21 protein-coding genes are annotated in these 18664 nt (G+C 61.9%); 8 read left to right on the top strand and 13 right to left on the bottom strand.

Annotation, left to right across the window (positions count from 1 at the left end; translation table 11 throughout):
• The first annotated feature begins 112 nt into the window (after window positions 1–112).
• The 4 genes from eda (at window position 113) to modB (ending at window position 2616) form a co-directional block, all read left to right on the top strand.
• On the top strand, window positions 113–748 hold the full coding sequence (gene eda, locus VNS12_RS02170) for a bifunctional 4-hydroxy-2-oxoglutarate aldolase/2-dehydro-3-deoxy-phosphogluconate aldolase (RefSeq protein WP_325486199.1): 636 nt from the start codon (window positions 113–115) through the stop codon (window positions 746–748).
• Window positions 749–1117, top strand: a complete 369-nt coding sequence (locus VNS12_RS02165; RefSeq protein ID WP_325486198.1) for a winged helix-turn-helix domain-containing protein — start codon at window positions 749–751, stop codon at window positions 1115–1117.
• Between the two features lie 75 nt (window positions 1118–1192).
• Window positions 1193–1933 carry a molybdate ABC transporter substrate-binding protein gene (gene modA, locus VNS12_RS02160; protein WP_325486197.1) on the top strand — a complete coding sequence of 247 codons (741 nt, stop codon included), beginning with the start codon at window positions 1193–1195 and terminating at the stop codon, window positions 1931–1933.
• Window positions 1930–2616: a molybdate ABC transporter permease subunit gene (gene modB / locus VNS12_RS02155; RefSeq protein WP_325486196.1), complete on the top strand. Its 687-nt coding sequence runs from the start codon at window positions 1930–1932 to the stop codon at window positions 2614–2616. The genes modA and modB overlap by 4 nt, the downstream gene beginning before the upstream one ends.
• Here modB and VNS12_RS02150 read toward each other — a convergent pair.
• Window positions 2613–3959, bottom strand: a complete 1347-nt coding sequence (locus VNS12_RS02150; RefSeq protein ID WP_325486195.1) for an MFS transporter — start codon at window positions 3957–3959, stop codon at window positions 2613–2615. The genes modB and VNS12_RS02150 overlap by 4 nt on opposite strands.
• 149 nt (window positions 3960–4108) lie before the next feature.
• Window positions 4109–5068: a carbohydrate kinase family protein gene (locus VNS12_RS02145; protein WP_325486194.1), complete on the bottom strand. Its 960-nt coding sequence runs from the start codon at window positions 5066–5068 to the stop codon at window positions 4109–4111.
• Window positions 5069–5219: 151 nt separating this feature from the next.
• Between VNS12_RS02145 and VNS12_RS02140 the strand changes: the two genes are divergently transcribed.
• Window positions 5220–5432 (top strand): SlyX family protein, encoded by a 213-nt coding sequence (locus VNS12_RS02140; protein WP_325486193.1) that lies wholly within the window; start codon window positions 5220–5222, stop codon window positions 5430–5432.
• 27 nt (window positions 5433–5459) lie between these two features.
• On the opposite strand, the gene VNS12_RS02135 is transcribed toward VNS12_RS02140, so the two are convergent.
• Window positions 5460–5909 (bottom strand): thermonuclease family protein, encoded by a 450-nt coding sequence (locus tag VNS12_RS02135; protein WP_325486192.1) that lies wholly within the window; start codon window positions 5907–5909, stop codon window positions 5460–5462.
• Window positions 5910–6078: 169 nt separating this feature from the next.
• Complete coding sequence (locus VNS12_RS02130; protein ID WP_325486191.1) at window positions 6079–7554, bottom strand: NAD-dependent succinate-semialdehyde dehydrogenase; 1476 nt, start codon at window positions 7552–7554, stop codon at window positions 6079–6081.
• Window positions 7555–7808: 254 nt separating this feature from the next.
• Between VNS12_RS02130 and VNS12_RS02125 the strand changes: the two genes are divergently transcribed.
• Window positions 7809–8717, top strand: coding sequence for a VOC family protein (locus tag VNS12_RS02125; RefSeq protein WP_325486190.1), 909 nt, complete (start codon window positions 7809–7811; stop codon window positions 8715–8717).
• 32 nt (window positions 8718–8749) lie between these two features.
• Window positions 8750–9043: a GNAT family N-acetyltransferase gene (locus tag VNS12_RS02120; protein ID WP_325486189.1), complete on the top strand. Its 294-nt coding sequence runs from the start codon at window positions 8750–8752 to the stop codon at window positions 9041–9043.
• Here VNS12_RS02120 and VNS12_RS02115 read toward each other — a convergent pair.
• From VNS12_RS02115 to VNS12_RS02090, 6 genes are all read right to left on the bottom strand, one after another.
• On the bottom strand, window positions 9026–9631 hold the full coding sequence (locus VNS12_RS02115) for an alpha/beta hydrolase (protein WP_325486188.1): 606 nt from the start codon (window positions 9629–9631) through the stop codon (window positions 9026–9028). The genes VNS12_RS02120 and VNS12_RS02115 overlap by 18 nt on opposite strands.
• A gap of 68 nt (window positions 9632–9699) precedes the next feature.
• Window positions 9700–10629, bottom strand: coding sequence for a VOC family protein (locus tag VNS12_RS02110; protein WP_325486187.1), 930 nt, complete (start codon window positions 10627–10629; stop codon window positions 9700–9702).
• 114 nt (window positions 10630–10743) lie between these two features.
• Window positions 10744–11493 carry an amino acid ABC transporter ATP-binding protein gene (locus VNS12_RS02105; protein WP_325486186.1) on the bottom strand — a complete coding sequence of 250 codons (750 nt, stop codon included), beginning with the start codon at window positions 11491–11493 and terminating at the stop codon, window positions 10744–10746.
• Window positions 11490–12362, bottom strand: coding sequence for an amino acid ABC transporter permease (locus tag VNS12_RS02100; RefSeq protein WP_325486185.1), 873 nt, complete (start codon window positions 12360–12362; stop codon window positions 11490–11492). The genes VNS12_RS02105 and VNS12_RS02100 overlap by 4 nt, the downstream gene beginning before the upstream one ends.
• A 14-nt stretch (window positions 12363–12376) precedes the next feature.
• Complete coding sequence (locus tag VNS12_RS02095) at window positions 12377–13213, bottom strand: ABC transporter substrate-binding protein (protein WP_325486184.1); 837 nt, start codon at window positions 13211–13213, stop codon at window positions 12377–12379.
• Between the two features lie 146 nt (window positions 13214–13359).
• A complete protein-coding gene (locus tag VNS12_RS02090; protein WP_325486183.1) occupies window positions 13360–13920 on the bottom strand; it encodes a flavin reductase family protein in 561 nt (186 codons plus the stop codon).
• A gap of 204 nt (window positions 13921–14124) precedes the next feature.
• On the opposite strand from VNS12_RS02090, the gene VNS12_RS02085 reads away from it, so the two are divergent.
• Entirely contained in the window at window positions 14125–14709 is a 585-nt protein-coding gene (locus VNS12_RS02085; protein WP_325486182.1) for a helix-turn-helix transcriptional regulator, read from the top strand.
• A gap of 8 nt (window positions 14710–14717) precedes the next feature.
• On the opposite strand, the gene VNS12_RS02080 is transcribed toward VNS12_RS02085, so the two are convergent.
• From VNS12_RS02080 to VNS12_RS02070, 3 genes are all read right to left on the bottom strand, one after another.
• Complete coding sequence (locus VNS12_RS02080; protein ID WP_325486181.1) at window positions 14718–16415, bottom strand: Na/Pi cotransporter family protein; 1698 nt, start codon at window positions 16413–16415, stop codon at window positions 14718–14720.
• A complete protein-coding gene (locus VNS12_RS02075; RefSeq protein ID WP_325486180.1) occupies window positions 16372–17109 on the bottom strand; it encodes a GntR family transcriptional regulator in 738 nt (245 codons plus the stop codon). Before VNS12_RS02075 ends, VNS12_RS02080 begins: the two co-directional genes overlap by 44 nt.
• A 68-nt stretch (window positions 17110–17177) precedes the next feature.
• Entirely contained in the window at window positions 17178–18641 is a 1464-nt protein-coding gene (locus tag VNS12_RS02070; protein WP_325486179.1) for a mannitol dehydrogenase family protein, read from the bottom strand.
• Window positions 18642–18664: the final 23 nt, after the last annotated feature.

The raw sequence follows: 18664 nt of genomic DNA, 5'->3' as shown, positions 1-18664 counted from the left end.
GGGAGCGGCCCACTGCCGCGGGGTTCACTTAGGCAGTTTTGGTTCCCAATTCAATAAAAGCCATGCTAGAGCATCCCCAACCCCCAAGTCTTTGGTTGGAGACCACAATACCATGGCCCAGGACGCCGCAAAGCTCAGTACCATTCTTTCCGCCGCCCCGGTTGTCCCGGTTATCATCCACGATGACGTGGAGACGGCGCGCGCGCTGGCCGAGGCCCTTGTGGCGGGCGGGCTCACCAATCTGGAAGTGACCCTGCGCACCCCCAATGCGCTCAAGGTCATGGCGGAAATGGCCAAGGTTCCGGGCGCTGTGGTCGGATCGGGCACCGTGCGCAAAAAGAGCGACATGGAGGCCTCGGTCGACGCGGGATGCCAGTTCATGGTGTCGCCGGGCGCACCGGTGGCGCTGCTCGAAGCCGCAGCGGATATCTCAATTCCCCTGCTGCCCGGCATTGCCTCCCCCTCCGAGGCCATGGCCGCATCGCTTCTGGGCTATACCTATCTGAAGTTCTTCCCCGCCGAAGCCATGGGCGGTGCGCCGGTCCTCAAATCCTTTGCTTCGCCGCTGTCTGATCTGATCTTTTGCCCGACCGGCGGCATCGACATTGAAAAGGCGAAAACCTATCTGGCCCTGCCCAACGTGATCTGCGTCGGCGGTTCCTGGGTGGTATCGGCAGATGCCATCGCCGCCCGCGATTTCGAAACCATCCGCAAACTGGCCGCCGAAGCTGCCAAACTTTCGGCCTGAATGAAAAAGCCGGTCCCGCCATCCGGTCTGGGCCATCTGCGCATCACGCTCGATGCCGAGGCCTATATCGGACCGGGGCGGGCCGACCTGCTTGAGGGTATTGAACGGTCCGGCTCGATCGGCGCTGCAGGCAAGGCCATGGGCATGAGCTACAAGCGGGCGTGGAGCCTGGTGCAGGCCCTCAATGCCGGGTTCGGCGCTCCACTCGTTGTCACCAGCCGGGGCGGATCGGGACAGGGGGGCGCGCAGCTCACCGATCTGGGACGCGAGGTTCTCAGCCGCTATCGCGCCATGCAGGCCGCCACCGAAGCGGCCATAGAAGATGACGTGGCCGCGCTGCGCCGCCTCAAGTCCGACCTTTCCAACTGAACATATCGTTTGCCACTCCGGCGCAGGTCGTGCGATATCTCGATATGTCCAAACGGACATATCGAGGGAGGTTTCATGCGTATGATTGCTTCGGCCTTTTTGGCCGTATTCGCTCTTGGTCATTCTCCAGCCATCCTTGCCCAGGATGCGCTGGTGGCGGTTGCCGCCAATTTCACTGCTGCCGCCGAAGACCTGGCAGAGGCCTTTGCCGCCGAGACGGGGCAAGAGATCGGCTTGTCCTTCGGGGCGACGGGACAGTTCTATGCCCAGATCACCCAGGGCGCGCCGTTCCATGCGTTTTTGTCCGCCGATGCCGCCACTCCGGCGCGGCTGCTCGATGAGGGGCTGGGTGTCGAGGGATCGAGCTTTACCTATGCCATCGGCAAACTGGTGCTGTTTTCCACCGATCCGGACCTGGTGAGCGGGCCCGAGAGTCTTGAAGGCGATTTCACCCAGATCGCCATCGCCGAGCCGCAAGCTGCCCCCTATGGCGCTGCCGCCGTGGAGACGATCGCCGCACTGGGGCTGACCGAGCGTCTCGCCGACCGGATGGTGGTCGGCCAGAACATTTCGCAGACCTTTCAGTTCGTCGACACCGGCAACGCCGAATTGGGCTTTGTTGCGCTCTCGCAAGTGATCGGCCGCGAGGACGGATCGAGCTGGATTGTGGCCGATGACCTGTACACGCCCATCACGCAGGACGCGGTTCTGCTGGATGCCGAAAACGCGACGGCCAGCGCGTTCCTTGACTTCCTGCACTCTGACGCGGCCCGGACCATCATCGAAGCCTATGGCTATGGGTTTGCGCCCCAGTGACCCTGTTCTGGGAAATCTGGCCAGCGATCAGGCTGACCCTGGCGCTGGCCGCCACTACAACGATCATTCTGCTGCTCCTTGGCACACCGGTCGCCTGGTGGCTGGCGCGTTCCAAATCCCGCTGGACAGTGCTGGTCAACGCGCTGGTCGCCCTGCCGCTGGTGCTGCCACCCACGGTGCTGGGTTTTTACATGCTCATCCTTTTGGGTGCCAACGGTCCCGGCGGCTGGCTGGCCTCGCTGTGGGGGGCGCGCACCCTGGCCTTCACCTTTCCCGGACTGGTGATCGGATCGGTGTTCTATTCACTGCCCTTTGTCGTGCAGCCGCTGCGCAATACGTTTGCTTCCATCGGCCCCGGCCCCCTGGAAGCGGCGTTTTCGCTCGGATTTGATTTCAAAAAGGCTTTCGTTCTGGTCGTCCTTCCTCTGGCACGGCCCGGATATCTGACCGCCACGGTGCTGGGATTTTCCCATACGGTGGGGGAATTTGGCGTGGTTATGATGATCGGCGGCAACATCCCGGGCCGGACCAAGGTGCTCTCGATTGCGATTTTCGATTATGTCGAGCAATTGCGCTGGACCGAGGCCCATATCGTCGCGTTCGGCATGATGGTGTTTGCCTTTGTGGCGCTCGCCCTGACCATGGGCGCGGACCGCCACCTGTCCCGGGTGCAGCCCTACTAGGCCGGACGCGGACCCTTCTGGCCGGCCTCGTCCTCCGTCGCCGTACCCCCAGCATAATGGGCGGAAAGCTGGCGATAGGGGCGCGAATTGAGCGCCAGAACGGTCACCAGGACACCGATCATCCCCGCCACCGTGAACACCAGCGCTATGCCGCGATCCGGCCCGGTGCCGAACCATCCGCCAATCGTTCGTGCGCCCGCGCCATCGGTCATGAAGGGAATGACCACAAACTGGGTATAGGGGCCAATGAGGAAAGCCGTCAGCGGTGATGCGGCCTGTTCAATCGACTGCGCCAGGCCGAACACCCGCCCCTGACGCTCCAGAGGCACGACCTTTTGCAAGGTCGTTTGCTCAGCCGCCTCTGCATAGGGGCCGAGCAGCATCCAAATAAAGCACCCGAAGGCCAGCAGCCAGATCGAGGGCTGGAGCGTGAAGACGCAACACACCGACCAGGTGACGAGATTGACCAGCAGCAGCGTGCGGACCGGATTGCGCCCCAGGCCGGTGCGCGAGATCACGAGGCCGCTGATGATGAACGCCGTCGAGAGCAGGCCAAACAGCAGTCCCCACACCTGCACGGACACCAGCGACAGCCCATAGGCGTCGAGAAGGGCCATGAAGATGCCGCCGAGGAAATTGTTGAAGGTGGCGAAAAAGATCAGCGCGAACAGCCCCGGAACTGCGGCAATCACCCTGATGGTCCCAGCGATATCAACCCTGCCAGGTTCGGACGGCACACCGGGGACGGGAGGCGCCCGGCCCTCGTCTATGATCACCAGTCCAAGGTGGAGCAACACCAGGACAGTCACCGCCAGCGCGAGAACCAGCACCAGAACCATGCCGCCCCAGGCGACGAGGAAACCGGAAATCACCGACGTGGTCAGGAAGCCGATGCCCGTCACCATGCCGACCAGACCGTTGGCCTTGTCGCGCTCGCCCTCGGGGATGAGGATGGTGACGAGCGTTGGCAGGGCGATCGAGCGGATATTGCCTGCGATGACGCCGAGCATGACCAGCAGCACGAACAGCCACAAATACCAGCCATAGGGATTGGAAAAGCTGCCCTGCGGCTCGAACAGCACCATGGCGAAGGCCAGCGCGTAAAAGACCACGGACACGGCGCTCGATCCCATCATCGCGAGCTTTTTGGGATTGTGATCAACGATCGAGCCGAGCCAGAAGCCGAACGCCGCGGTGAAAACCAGATAGATGCCGGCCACCATGCCCGTGGCAAACACCGACTGGGTCTCGATAAAAATCCAGAACGTGATCGCGAACCAAACGGTGAAATTGGTCACATTGGCGACGAGGTTGTTGCCAAGGATCTGATGAAACGGGCTCATTTGGGTGTCCGGGTGTTTCGGGCGGCGAGATTAAATCGCGCCTTCAGGCCGCGCAATTGCCAATCGATGCATCGGGCGCGAATTTTCTTTCGAGTCCGAGCACTGGCAAGGACGGATGCCGATCAATTGTTCCGACAGGTGTGAGGAATTTAATTGGTCTGCAGCACCGCTTCCACCTCGGCGCGGGTGGGAGGATTGCACCCGACATGTGCGCAATTGAGGCCAGCCACCACCGACCCGAACCGCAGGATTGCTTCGAGCGAGGTTGCATCGAGTGCGCCGATCCGGCCAATCGCCAGGGCGTTGCGCTCAGCAAGGGCGGCGAGAATGCCGGCCATCATGGCGTCACCGGCCCCGACGGTATCGCCAAGCATTTCAGGGCGGTAGATCGGGGCGTTCGCTCTTGCGTCCGCGGTGAATGCGCAGGCACCCTGCGCGCCCAGGGTGACCACGACAAGTTCTACATGGGGCCGGGCCAGCAGCGCCCGCGCGTGTTCCTCTATGGATTTGTGCGCATCGAGCGCAACAAGGTCCTCATCGGACACCTTCACGATATGGGCGAGGTCGAGGAACGCGTCGAGGCGTTCTGTGTAGCCCTGGAAATCGGCAATGAGGCTGGGCCGGACATTGGGATCGATGGACAGCACCGTCCCCCGGGCGGCGACCGATTTGACCACATCGAGCCAGATCGCTGCGTCGTCGGGCTCAATGGGCAGGAAGCCGCCGATCTGGAACAGATCGATTGATAGAGGCAGCGCAGCCAGCAGCTTTTCGCGGCTGATATCGCGCTCCGCGGTGCCTTGCCGGTAAAACGCGTAGGCGGGCAGGCCCCTGGCGTTTTGGGTCACCACCGCAAGGGTGGTGTTGCAGTCGGAGCGCTGCTTGATCAAAGGAACGACGCCGGCCTTTTCCAGGGGAGCCAGCAGCAGATCACCGAAACTGTCGCTGGAGATGGGGCATAAAAAACCGGTCTCTTGCCCCAGACGGGCCAGCGCGATGGCGCAATTGTACGGCGAGCCGCCTTGATGCGCGCCCATTTGCAACACACCGTCGGTCCGCTTGGGCCCGGCGACCAGATCGATAAGGCTTTCCCCCGCAACCACGAACATCGGCGCCCTCCCCGCTCACTCCAGATACCTGCTTATAGACTGGCCGGGCATTGGCCAAGTCGGGGTGGACTTCGCGGCGCATCTGCGCGATTTCTATGCCCTTGCGGCGTCAGGCTCCTGATGCCGGTGCATTCTTACCATAGGCCCCGCGATGCCAGACACCCACACCGACAGGCTGACCGCTCTTGAAGAGCGACTGGCCCATCAGGACCGCATGATCGATGAATTGAGCGCCGTAATTGCGGATCAGTGGCGGCAGATCGACCGGCTCAAGCGGCGAGTCGAGGCGATCGACGATCAGATGGCCGCCGTCGAGCAACTGGCGCGGTCCGGCAAGGCCGAGCCCCCACCGCCGCATTACTGACGACAAGAAACTTTGAGTGAAAACGCTCTATGCGCACCAACTCCGCCTTGCGCCATCCCATGGTCGCGCAAGGCCTTCGGCCACGAGGATCATTCCCAGAGACTGCCCGTCGCGCCACAAGACCCTCAGTTTACGACCGTACTGGTCTTCATCGCGATGGTCCCACAGCGCCATGGTGAAAGCCCCCGCGTTGACCAGTTCAAGCATGCGGCGGGTGGCGCGATCCCCCAGCGCTTTTTCCTCCGGGCAGCGATAGTCGCGCACCTCGGGCGTATCGATATCGGCGATGCGGATGGTATCGCCATCGATGACGCAGGTGCCTCCAGCCCCGGCGCAGAGGGAAAAGCTTGTCGACACCACGTCGCGCGGGCCGGAAACTTCGGGAACGATGGCGGAGAGATCGACATAGCGCCCATCGATCACCGCCCATGCCAACAGGGCAATCGCGATGAAAGCCAGCGCCAGTTCGCCCGCCAAGGAGCGGCGTTTCCGCCGTACCGGCAAGAATGCCCGGGCCCGCACCCGTCCGAAAACCGCTCTGGTCCGCATATCCCGAATCGCTACCCCGCTGCGCAAAAATCCAATTTAGGATTTCACGGCTAACGGGAAGTAAGCGGCAACTTGGGACGACTACGCTTGGATACGATCACACCGCGAGACAGAGATATTTGATGTCGAGGTAATCCTCGATTCCATATTTAGACCCCTCGCGTCCGAAGCCCGATTGCTTCATGCCGCCGAACGGGGCCACCTCCGTCGAGATCAGGCCCGTGTTGATCCCGACAATTCCATATTGCAGAGCCTCGGCCACCCTGGTGACCTTCGCGATATCGCGCCCATAAAAATATGCGGCGAGGCCGAACTCGGTGGCGTTGGCCAGATCGATCACCTCGTCTACCGTCTCGAACCTGAAAACCGGCGCGACGGGGCCAAAAATTTCCTCCCGCGCCAGGCGCATGGCCTTTGTAGCCCCGGTGATCAGGGTCGGTGGATAGAAGGTCGCCTCTCCGGTGGGAGTGCCGCCCATGACAATTACAGCGCCCTGATCCCGGGCGTCCCCCACCAGTTCCGTCACCTTGTCGACCGCCTTGTCGGTGATCAGCGGCCCTATGGTAACGCCCTCTTCCAGGCCGTCGCCGACCTTCAGACGGGCCATTTCCTCGCCGAGACGCGCTACGAACCGATCATGGATTTGCGATTGCACATAGATGCGGTTGGCGCATACGCAGGTCTGGCCTGCGTTGCGGAACTTGGACGCCATTGCGCCAGCGACGGCGGCGTCGAGATCGGCGTCATCAAAGACGATGAACGGCGCGTTGCCGCCCAGTTCCATACTCATGCGCTTGATGCCGTCAGCGCATTGGCGCATCAGCGTCCGGCCCACATTGGTCGAGCCAGTAAAGCTGATCTTGGCCACCTTAGGATTGGCGCATAATTCTTCCCCGATCGCGGCCGCATCGGTGCCGGGGACCACGTTGAACACACCCGCCGGAAATCCGGCCCACTCCATGAGCCGGGCAATGGCCAAGGCTGACAGGGGCGTTTCCGCAGCGGGTTTCGCAACCACCGTGCACCCGACCGCCAGCGCCGGGGCCAGCTTGCGCGCCAGCATGGCATTGGGGAAATTCCACGGCGTGATGACCCCCACAACGCCCACCGGCTGCTTGATGACCGTAATGCGGGTGTTGGCCGTGTGCCCGGGAATGGTATCGCCATAGACCCGGCGGGCTTCTTCGGCGAACCATTCGATAAAGGCCGCCCCATAGAGGATTTCGCCCTTGGCTTCGGCGAAGGGCTTGCCCATTTCCAGCGTCAGAACCGTTGCCAGATCATCGGCATGTTCGATCATCAACCGATTGAGACCCTTGAGCAGATCGGCCCGCTCCTTTGCCGCCAGCGCAGCCCATGCAGGCTGGGCGGCATGGGCCGCCTCGATCGCCTCTTTTGTCGCCTTGGTGGACAGGTCGGAAATCTGCGCCAGAACCTCTCCGGTGGCTGGATTGCTGACGCGGAACACCTTGCCGCGCGATGATACGGTATTCCATTTACCGTCGGTGAACCCGCCGGCAACGACAATCCGGGGGTTCTTGAGCTTGTCGGTGAGCGCGGGCGTGAGGGTCATCTGGGGCCTCCTGTGTGTCTTGCACCGATTGAACGCTGTTCAGGGTGAGAACGCAACGCGGCATCCAATAGACTCATCCCCCGGCCAGAGGGGGCGCATTGGCTCCCTAGGTGGACAGGACCTGCCTCCACCATTCGCTATCCGGCAACAATCCGTCGCGATCTATCCCCTTAATCGCACCGGCACGCGCGATTATGTTGGTAGCAATGACTTATTGCCCACCCATCACCGGGTCCCGTTAAGGAGATTTGCTTATGTCTGCCCCCCAAGCGACCGTCGCCACGCCGCTGCTGGTCCCCACGACCACCCGGCTCGGCCCCATTCACATTGCCGTCACCGACCCCGCACGCGCTCTTGCCATCTGGCGGGACGTGGTGGGGCTGACTGTCATCGAGCAGACGACGGACCGGCTGATACTGGGCGCGGGCGACAAGCGCCTTATCGTCCTCGAAACCGGAGCCAGTGGCCCGGTCGTGCCCCACACTGTCGGGCTGTATCATGTCGCCGTACACGTGCCGACCCGGAAGGATCTGGCCCGTACACTCAATCGCGCGCTGGCCGCCGGTGTCCGGGTTTCACCCACCGACCATCTGGTGACCGAGGCCCTTTATCTGTGGGATCTGGACGGCAACGGCATCGAGATCACGTACGAAACTCCGTGGCGTGGCCGTTTTGTCGAGAACGATGAATTGCTGGCCATGACCCCGGATGGAACCCCGCATTCGGGCCGTGAACCCATCGACGTGCCGGGACTGCTGGCGGAACTCGATGGCGACGCTACGCCAATGGCCCCGATGCCGGCGGGCACGCGGATCGGCCACGTCCATGTGCATGTGGACGACCTCGACACCGCCATGAATTTTTACCGCGACCAGTTGGGTTTTGCCGGTCAGTTGCTTTCGCGGCGCTATGGCATGGGGGATGTCAGCCTTGACTATGCCCCCCATATTCTGGCGTTCAACATCTGGGCCGGACGCAATCCTTCGACGCCGCCGGAAGGCGTGGCGGGCCTGCGCTGGTTCGAGATCATCGTTGCCGATGTGGACACGCTGGCCGAAATCCGCGCCCGTCTCGACATCGCCGCCTCTCCGGTCATCGAGATCGCTTCGGGGATTGAAACCCGCGATCCGGCAGGCAACAGGATCAGGATTGTTATAGGCTGACCGCGCCTCTCCAACCCCGCACAGGAGCGACCATGGAACACACCCTCGACATCCATCACACCCAGGCCGGCAATCGTGGCCGGTACTGGGCCGATCTGGGCGATGACAACGCGGCGGAGATGACCTATCTCCGCCGCCCCGATGGCACCATGGTCATCAATCATACCGGTGTGCCCAAGGCTTTCGAGGGGCGGGGCATCGCGCTCAAGCTGGTCAAGCGTGCCATAGAGGATGCAAGGCGGGACGCGTTCAAGATCGTCCCGCAATGCCCGTATGTGGCGGTGCAGTTCCGCCGCCACCCGGACTGGTCAGACCTGCTGGCCTGACAGGAAGCGGGCGGCGGCGACAAGCTCCGCCTGCACGATTTCATGCCCGCCCTCATGCCAGACGACTTCCGTTTCCGTCCCCTGCGCGGCAAACCAATCGGCCAGCGCCTGGGTTTGGGGCGCGGGACAGATCGGGTCGCGACGACCGGCGGTGATCAGGACCTTGCGATCTTTGAGCCCCTCTACAGGCTCCGGCTGCCACAGGATCAGCGGATGCATCAGCACCGCAGCATCGATCAGGTCGGGATAGGCGAACATAACCGCAGCGAGAATGTTTGCGCCGTTGGAATACCCCAAACCAACCAGCTTGCCGTCGGTTTTCACGCTGCGAAGAAAGTTTGCCATCTTGTCCGTGCGCTGGCGCAGATCGTCCATGTCATAGACGCCTTCGCCGGTACGCCGGAAATAGCGCAGAGCTCCGCCTTCCGACACGTCACCGCGCGGCGCGATCAACCGGGCCGAGGGCAGCAATTGCCGCCCCAGCGCAAAGAACTGGTTCTCGTCGCCGCCAGTTCCGTGGAACAGGGCCAATGTCGGGGCACCAGCTGCTTGAGCCGGATGCTCTTTGAACACATAGCTTTCAGTCATGCGATGTGCCTTTCTGTCAGGGTTTCAAGATGACGAAGCGCCCGACGTGTAGCCGGGCGCTTTTTTTCCTAGTCGAGTTCGGGCAAATGGGTTTCGAGCCAGGCCCGCAAATGTTCGTGCTGGGTGGGAAGCTTGAGCGCTTCGCCCAGATGAGCGGTATCCTCGTCACGATCAAAGCCAGGCTCATTGGTGGCGATTTCGAACAGCACCCCACCCGGCGTGCGGAAATAGATCGCGTGGAAATAGTCCCGGTCGATCGGTGGCGTCACCTGATGGCCGCTGTCGATCAGTGCGGCACGCACCGTATCCTGAGCTGCCCTGTCGTCCACGGCAAACGCGATGTGGTGCACCGAACCTGCACCCAGATCGCCACGCGGCATATTGGGCAGCGTCTGGATATCGATGATATCGGCCCCGTTGCCGCCGTCGATGACGAAGCGCTTGATGCCCTTGGAGGTATCCGCGAGCTCATAGCCCATGAATCGGAGCAGTTCCTCGGTCGCGCCGCTGTCGCGCAGCCTCAGGCTAGCGCCGGAAAAGCCGCGAATGGCGACGTCACCGGCGATCGAGCCGCCCGTCCAGGCCGGGCGCTGGTCGTTGACATCTTCCACCAGCGCAAAGCTGTCGCCATCGACGGCGGAAAACCGCAGGCGCTTTTGCCCAAAACTATCGTCAGCAAGAACGCCTGCAACGCCTTTTTGAGCGAAATGCTCCTTCCAGAAACCGAGGCTGCCTTCGGGCACGGAAAACACGGTTTCGCCCACTTCGCCCGTTCCCGGGCGTCCGCGAATGATGTTGGGGAACGGGAAATAGGTCATGACCGACCCCGGCGTTCCCATCTCATCACCGTAATAGAGGTGATAGACCGACGGTTCGTCGAAGTTGACGGTCTTTTTCACCCGCCGCAATCCGAGCGTGTCGGTGAAAAAGCGGTTGTTGGCATCGGCATCACGCGCCATTGAAGTGACGTGGTGCAGACCCCTGATCTGATTGCGCATGTCCGGGCTCCAATCTTTCTGTGTTTCGATTGAAGTCCAATATAGACGCTGCATCAGGCTGGATAACCCGCCTGATGGTTCATTCATTATTCGATAATGGTGAACGGTGGTCGTTCAGAGACGGCCGGCCTCGATTATGCGTTGGAGGAATTTCTGCGTTCGGGGGTTCTCTGGCGCAGAAAACAAAGCCTTAGGCGGGCCCTGTTCGAGAATGCGGCCACCATCGAGGAAACACACCCGATCGGCTACGTCGCGGGCAAAGCCCATTTCGTGGGTCACGATCACCATGGTCATACCCTCGGCCTTGAGCCGCCTGATGACCGCCAGCACCTCTCCGACCAGTTCTGGATCGAGCGCCGCAGTCACTTCGTCAAGCAGAAGCACCTGGGGATGGGTCGCCAGGGCGCGGACGATGGCGACGCGCTGCTGCTGGCCGCCAGACAATTGTTCGGGATAGGCATTGGCAAACCGGCCCATGCCGAAAGCGTCGAGCAGCTCCCTCCCCTTGGCCATCGCCTCGGACGCAGGCACGCCGTGCACCTGGATTGGCGCGAGCGTGATGTTTTCCATGACGCTCATATGCGGGAACAGATTGTAAGACTGGAATACGATACCGATGCGGCGATAGATGCCGTTGCGGCCCCAGGACGGGTCCTCGATCGACACCCCATCGAGCGAGATGGTGCCGTGATCAAATTCGGTCAGCCCGTTGATGCAGCGCAACAGGGTCGATTTGCCCGAACCTGAAGCACCGATCAGGCACACGACTTCATGGCGGCCAACGTCGAGATCGACATCGTCGAGAACCAACACATTGCCATAATATTTGGTAACGCCGGAAATTGAGATGCAGCGATCGGTCACAAAACCCCCTGGAGCCGCCGCTTGCGGTCCTTGCGTGCGATATAGTCGGTGAGGCGCGCCAGCGGAATGGTTGCCACCAGAAACAGCAAAGCCGCAGCAATCAGAGACGAATAATTGAAGGTCTGGGCGGTATAGATCTGCGCTTCGCGCACCGCATCGCGCACGCCAATGACCGAGAGCAGCGCCACGTCTTTTTGCAGCGCCACCGCCAGATTGAGCAGCACGGGCACGACGTTGCGGATCGCTTGCGGCAGAATGGCGAACCGCATGGTCTGCCATTGCGACAGGCCAAGGGCCCGCGACGCCGCCCATTGTCCATCATGGACGGCCTCGATCCCGGAGCGAAAGATTTCGGCGGAATAGGCCGCGTAGGAAATGATCATGGCCGTCGCGCCCCAGAACAGGGCGGAATTGGGCAGTCCGGGCAGGTTGAGCGCCGGAATGCCGAAGCCGAAAATCAGCACCAGCAGCAACACCGGCAGGCCGCGGAACAGGTCGATATAGACCACGGTAAAGACGCGCAACGGCGCGAACCATGGCCCCGAAAGCGAGCGGAACAGCGCCAGCACCAGTCCCCACGCCATGATGCCAAACAGGCACACCACCCAGACCTGGATGTTGAGCCAGAAACCGGCCAGCACCTTGGGGAAGGAAATGGCCATGGCGTTGAGATCGAAGAACTGGCGCGCGATGCGTGGCCATTGCTCGGCAGACGTGACGGCATAGATCACCCCACCGAACACAAGCCCCACCATCAGTATCGAAATGGCGGCGGGAACGTAGCGCTCGGCGGCGCTGGCCTTCTTACGGGCTGGCGGAAGCGGGCGGCGGGCCTCCTCAACAGGCCCGCCCCCTTTGCTGTCTTGCACAGAAACCTCGACGGTCATTCCGTGATGATCGGCAGGTCGGGATCAGCGATGAGATAGTCCGCGACCAGCGCATCGATGGTGCCATCGGCCTTGAGCGCTGCGATCGCTTCGTTGACCCAATCGACCAGATCGTTGCCCTGCTCGAACAGCAGGCCATGGCCGTAATCATGCTCGTCAGGTGTCAGGATGGCAGCGATTTCCGCATCCGGAACCTGAACGGCGGTCAGATAGAGCGCCGTTGGCAACTCGGTTGCCACTGCGTCGATCTGGTTGCTTTGCAGCGCCTGGAACAGTCCGACCTGATCGTTGTACACGGCGGCATTGTCGACACCGATGATCTGCTCGACATAATCGAGGTCGGTGGTGCCGATCATGACGCCCCAGCGCACCTCGCGCAGGTCGGCGAAGCTTTCCGCCTCGCCCACCGGCGAGCCGGGCATGGCGACCACGGCCTTCTGGGGCTGATAATAGACATCGGAGAACGTCGCGATCTGGCTACGGTCCTCGGTGACGGAAATCTGCTGGATGCCGAAATCATAGCGCTTGGCGCCCGGAGCGATGGCCTGATCGAAGGTTTCTCGCAGCCAGACGACGTCGTCGGCGTCAAAGCCCATTTGCGCGGCGATGGCATAAACCAGAGCGCTTTCAAAGCCTTCGCCGTTGGCGGGATCGTTATCCATCATCCATGGCGGGAACACCGGATCGGACGTCGAGACCGTCAGCTTGCCCGGGGTGAACAGGCGGGGATCATCAACGGTCCCTTCCTGTGCGAAACCCGCCGGAGCGGACAGGGCGACTACAAGTGCCGCAGCAAAGGCTGCGCGACCGGCATAAAAGACATTACGCGACATGATTGATGACCTCCGACGTCCTAGAAATGAGTTGGTTCCAGGACGTTGATATTATCGGGCAGCGCTGGGCGCGCAAGCCTGTTCACCTCTTCTGTCACAAGGGCATGAAGGGGGCCAGAGGGGAGCGGAATGAGCGCAGCGGCACCCTACTCCACATCGACGCCGGCATAGCGGCGCTGGTGCCATAGGAGCGGGGTGCGATCGGGGTAGGACGCAGTGTGCAGGACGATGCCAGCGTAAAGAATGTGCGTATCGAGGACGATGGTGCCGGCCAGGGCGCAATCGAAGCTGGCGACCGCCCCTTCGAGGCGAGGCTGACCGGACGGCCAGGCACTCCAACCCTCGAATCTGTCCGCCGGGCCCCAACCAGCAAACGCATCGGCGACGGCCCGCTGGTCATCGGCGAGGATCGAAAGCGAGAATTTCCCGGCCTTGTCGATCATCGCGGCAAGGTCACTGTCGCGGGTGATCGAGACCAGCACGGCGGGCGGCTCGGCGCTAAGCGAAAGCATCGCGGTGACGGTGCGTCCATGGCGTTCGCCATCGAGGGCCGCGGTCACCACGCTCACCGAACTCGCCAGCGTACTCATCGCACCGGTGAACTGGGACATAGGCACCGCGTCGCGAGCAGCGGGGTGGTCGGCGCAATTGAAGGCAAGGCGCGAGAAAGCCTGCTCAGGCGTATGGATCGGGTCGGAAATGGTCATCGCTCTGATTGTTTTTCGGCACTGATCGGTCAACAGAGGCACAGCGGGGCTTGATCTCGGACCACCGCCTCTGTATTTTCCAAGAGAGAGCTTTCTAAATGTCGCCCCGGAGCCATGTCAAGCAGCAAACCGGATAGTGAACCTTCCGCATCTGGAAGCTGGAACCCGCGCAGCGCCGCGGAACGAATCCTGTTTCATCTCAAGATGCACGGGGAGAAAACGGCTGCCGAATTGGGACAGGCGCTCGGCACTTCGGGAGAGGCCGCGCGCCAGCAACTGGTTCGGCTGGGCGAAGAAGGGCTGGTGGAAAGCTGGAGCCAGTCACGCGGTGTAGGACGGCCTTCCCAATTCTGGCGGTTGACCGAGCGCGCGCAGGAGCGCTTTCCCGATACCCATGCCGCCCTCACCGTGGAACTGGTCGGGATCATTGGCGATACCTTCGGGCCCGAAGCGCTGTCGCGGGTGATCGACGCCCGTGAAGAGCGCACCCGGACCCGCTATCGCGCGGCGATGAGTGGAGCGCACTCGCTGGGCGAACGGGTTGCGAGGCTGGCCGAACTGCGCTCCGAAGAGGGCTATATGGCCGAATGGGAGGCCGACGTATCGGGCGGCTTTACGCTGCATGAAAACCACTGCCCGATCTGCGCTGCGGCCACTGCGTGTCAGAATTTCTGCCGCGCAGAGTTGACGGTGTTTCGCGATATCCTTGGGCCGGACGTTCATGTCGAGCGCACCAGCCACATCGTAACCGGCGCGCGCCGCTGTACCTACAAGATCTCCGGAATCTGAGCAGGTTCTTATTGTTCCGGGCGGGAGCGCAGCCGGGTTTCGCGCAATTCACCGGTATCATCAAGGATCGGGTAGGCAACCGAGATCAGGTGTGCGTTCACACGCTTGAGATCGCGCAGGATGTCGAGATGCAATCCTGAGGTTTCGATGGTCTCGTTGCGCTGATCGCGCAGACGCTCCAAATGCCGCTCCGCTGACTCCGCTTCCAGCCGCCGCACTTCCGTCTTGAACCCGACAAGCTTGCGGGCAAGGTCGACGTCACGCGAGAGGAATACCGATTGCGCGATCTGCAATACGTCGAGAGTGCGATCGTAGAAGCGGGCAATTTCCTCCCGCCCTTCCTCGGAAAAGGCGAGCTTGCGGCGGGCCTTCTTGCCAGCCAGTTCGGACAGGCCGGCATCGATGATATCGCCGATATGCTCAAGATTGACGGCATACGACATGATTTCCGAGGCGCGGCGCGTGTCTTCCTCGTCGAGTTCCTCGCGACCGAGGCGGGAGAGATAGGATTTGATCTCACCGTGCACCATGTCGATCTCGTTCTCGATTTCGTCTAGCCGCCCCCTGATCGAGGGATCAGACATCTGGAGCGCGACGAGGCTCGTTTCGAGCATGTCGCGGACCATGTCGCCAAGACGCAGGGTTTCGCGCGCCGCGGCAGACAGGGCGAGCGCGGGCGTTGAAAGCGCGCTTTCGTCGAGATAGCGCGGCGCGGCCTTGGGCTCGGGGCCATCGGGCATGATCATTTCCGCGAGCCTGACTACCGGGCCCAGCACGGGCAGAAACAGGACCAGGAGAACCGCTGAAAAGCCGATATGGGTCACCAGCGCCAAAGTGCCGGTATCGGGCCAGATGGCGGAGAGATAGGGGGCGATTACGCCAGCCAGAAGCGTAAGGGCCAGCGCGCCCACCCCGCGCATGGCGAGATTGGTAATGGCGAGACGGCGCGCCTCTATGCCCTCGGATAACACGGCCAGATAGGGTGGTATGGCCCCGCCCAGATTGGCTCCGGCGACAAGCACCAGCGCCAGTTCGGGGGTAATGATGCTGCCATGGCCCAAAAGGACCACGAACAGCACGACGGCAAGGCTGGACGTGGCCAGAAAGGCCAGGCCGGTCGCAAACATCAGGGCGAAAGCCGGAGCGCCGCCCAGATTGGCCAGCATATAGATGACCGCTTCCGAGTTGCGCACCGGTTCGGTGGCCTGGCCCATGAGCTGGAGCGCAAGCAGCATCAGGCCAAGCCCGAGAATGGCCCGCCCCACCCCCTTCCCGCCCGCATAGAGGCTGCGGTTGAACGTAACGACGCCGATGAGGATAAGCACCGGCGAAAGCCAGTGCAGGTCGAGCGAGAGAATCAGCGCCGCCAGCGAGGTGCCGATATTTGCCCCCAGCATGATAGCCTGCGCCATGACGCTGGAGACCAGATCGCGCGCCGCGAATGAAGCGATGATCACCGCCGTGGCTGTGCTCGACTGAACCGTCAGCGTGGCGAGCATGCCCACCACCGCCGCCATAACGCGATTGCCGGTGCTCCTGCCGATCCAATAGCGCAAGGAGGTGCCAAAGGAGCGCAGCATGCCCGTCTTGATCAGGCGCAACCCCCACAGCAGAAGCGCTCCTGCGCCCAGCAGATCAATAAGAATCAGCGTCGAGCTTATATTATCCTCCTGGCGCTGGAATTGAGCCTTTGCCCGTGCGGCCATCGCCCAGAATATCCATAACCGACCCCACATGGCTATCCATGAGCGCGGCGGCGCGTTCGCCATCGCCATTTCTTATGGCTTCGATGATCGAGAGGTGCTCGCGATAGGCCATGGCGGCACGTCCAGGGATAGCGCTTTGCAGGTGCAGGCGGGCGCGGTCCACATGGGTCTTGCTCAGAACCACCAACCGCCACGCTTCCGGCACCCCGGCCATTTCGGCCAGCCGGCTGTGAAAGGCATCGTCGAGTTCGAAAAAGCCCACATAGTCATCGCGGGCGGTGCATTCGGCCTGAAGGGTGAGAAGATGGGACAGGCTGTCCATCTGGCGCGTTTCCAGTTCGGCGAGGCGCTTGACGATGGCCCTTTCGATGGCGCTGCGGGAAAAGATCGCCGAAAAGACCTTCTTGCCGTCGATCCTGGTGACGACCGACCCCACCTGCGGGCGCGTTTCGACCAGATCTTCGTTCACCAATTGTTGCAGGGCCGCGCGGAACGGGGTGCGGCTGACACCGAGCGCTTCGGCAAATTTCGATTCGTAGATTGGAGTTCCCGGCCCGATGGTGTTCTCAATGATCGCCTTGCGCAGGAGGGTATAAATCTGAGGGGAGATCGGCGCGGAAAAGTCGATCGCCCGGTCGGCCACCCGGCTGTAGATTTCATCGAGGTCGGGCTTGCTCGCCGGGACGGTATCCATGACTAACGGTTTCCAATCAGGGCTCAAAGCCAAAAGGCTCTGTGCCCGCCACCCAAGGGCGGGCTGTTCTATCGCGACAGAGCGCGTTTGATGGCGGCGGGCGCTCCCAGACGAAGAAGTGCGTCGAGGTGATCGCGGGTCGTGCTGCGGACGGTTTGGTTACGAGCGAATGCCAAAGGAAACACCTCACCGATCTCCAGAAAATTTTCGAGGGTTTGATCGGGGTCGTCTCCGTTGCGGCTAGCTGCCTGCAGGCGGTCGGAAAGCGGGTCATCGATGGTCGCGCCCTTTTGCGTGGCATTGACGATGAAGGCGATCCAGCCGGCGACGGCAAGCGCGAGGAAATGGAACGACTGACCTGTTTCGGCCCGCTCCAGAAGTGTTGCGATCAGCCTTTGCGGCAGCTTCTGGGTGCCATCCATAGCGATCTGCGCCAGCCGGTGTTCCAATGCCCAATTGGTGTAGCGTACGATCAACGCCTGTCCGTAAGCGCCAAGGTCAATATCGGGCACCGAGAGCGTCGGGGCGATTTCCTCGGCAAACATCCGCTCGATCAGGACACGCAGATCGGGATCAGAGGCGGCTTCGGACACGAGGGTAAAACCACAGGGCAGGCCGAGATAGGCCAGTGTCGAGTGCGATCCATTGAGCATGCGCAGTTTCATATGCTCGAACGGTTCGACATCGCTGACCATCTGGACGCCGAAGTGTTCCCAGTCGGGGCGACCGGCGACAAAATCATCCTCCACAACCCATTGGCTGAACGCTTCGGCGACCACCGGCCATGCATCTCTTGCACCAATCATTGCCGCGACATCGTCGCGATCCCTGTCGCTGGTCGAGGGGACGATCCGGTCCACCATGGTGGAGGGAAAGCTGACATTGGCGCCGATCCACTCCGCCAGAGCAGGATCGACAAGCGCGGCAAAGTCCATGACGACGCGTCGCGTTACTCGCCCATTGCTGGGGAGGTTATCGCAGCTGAGCACCGTGAAACCACCAAGTCCCTCTGCTCTGCGGCTGGCGAGGGCGGCGACGATGACACCGGGAACCGAGTGCGGAGAACCATCCGCCGCAAGATCGCGAACGATTGCCGGATGCTGACGGTCGAGGCCACCGCCAACCGGATCGTAGCAATAGCCCTTTTCGGTCACCGTGAGAGAAATGATCCGAACAGCCGGATTGGCCATTTTCGCAATGAGATCGCGACTGGATTGCGAGGCATCGATAATGTCGATCACCGACCCGATGACACGCGCCGAATTGCCCTTCGTCTCCCGGGTCAAAAGACAATACAGGTAATCCTGCGGTTCCAGCGCGTTGCGCGTGTCCGGGCTCCGGAAACTCGCGCCGACGATGCCCCATTGGGGTGCTTCGGCCAGACACTTGTCGACATAAGCCGCCATGTGGGCGCGGTGAAACGCGCCAATGCCCAGATGCACAATCCCCGCTGTGACAGCGCTGCGCTCATAGGCCGGGCTTTCCACGCCTTCGCGAAGATGGCCAAGCGAATGGTTGTCGAGTCGGTCCATGATTTTTCCCTGTCGTCGTGCAG

It is taken from the genome of Pelagibacterium sp. (assembly GCF_035555455.1).
GTDB lineage: Bacteria > Pseudomonadota > Alphaproteobacteria > Rhizobiales > Devosiaceae > Pelagibacterium.
This window is presented reverse-complemented; position numbering and strand designations above follow the sequence as displayed.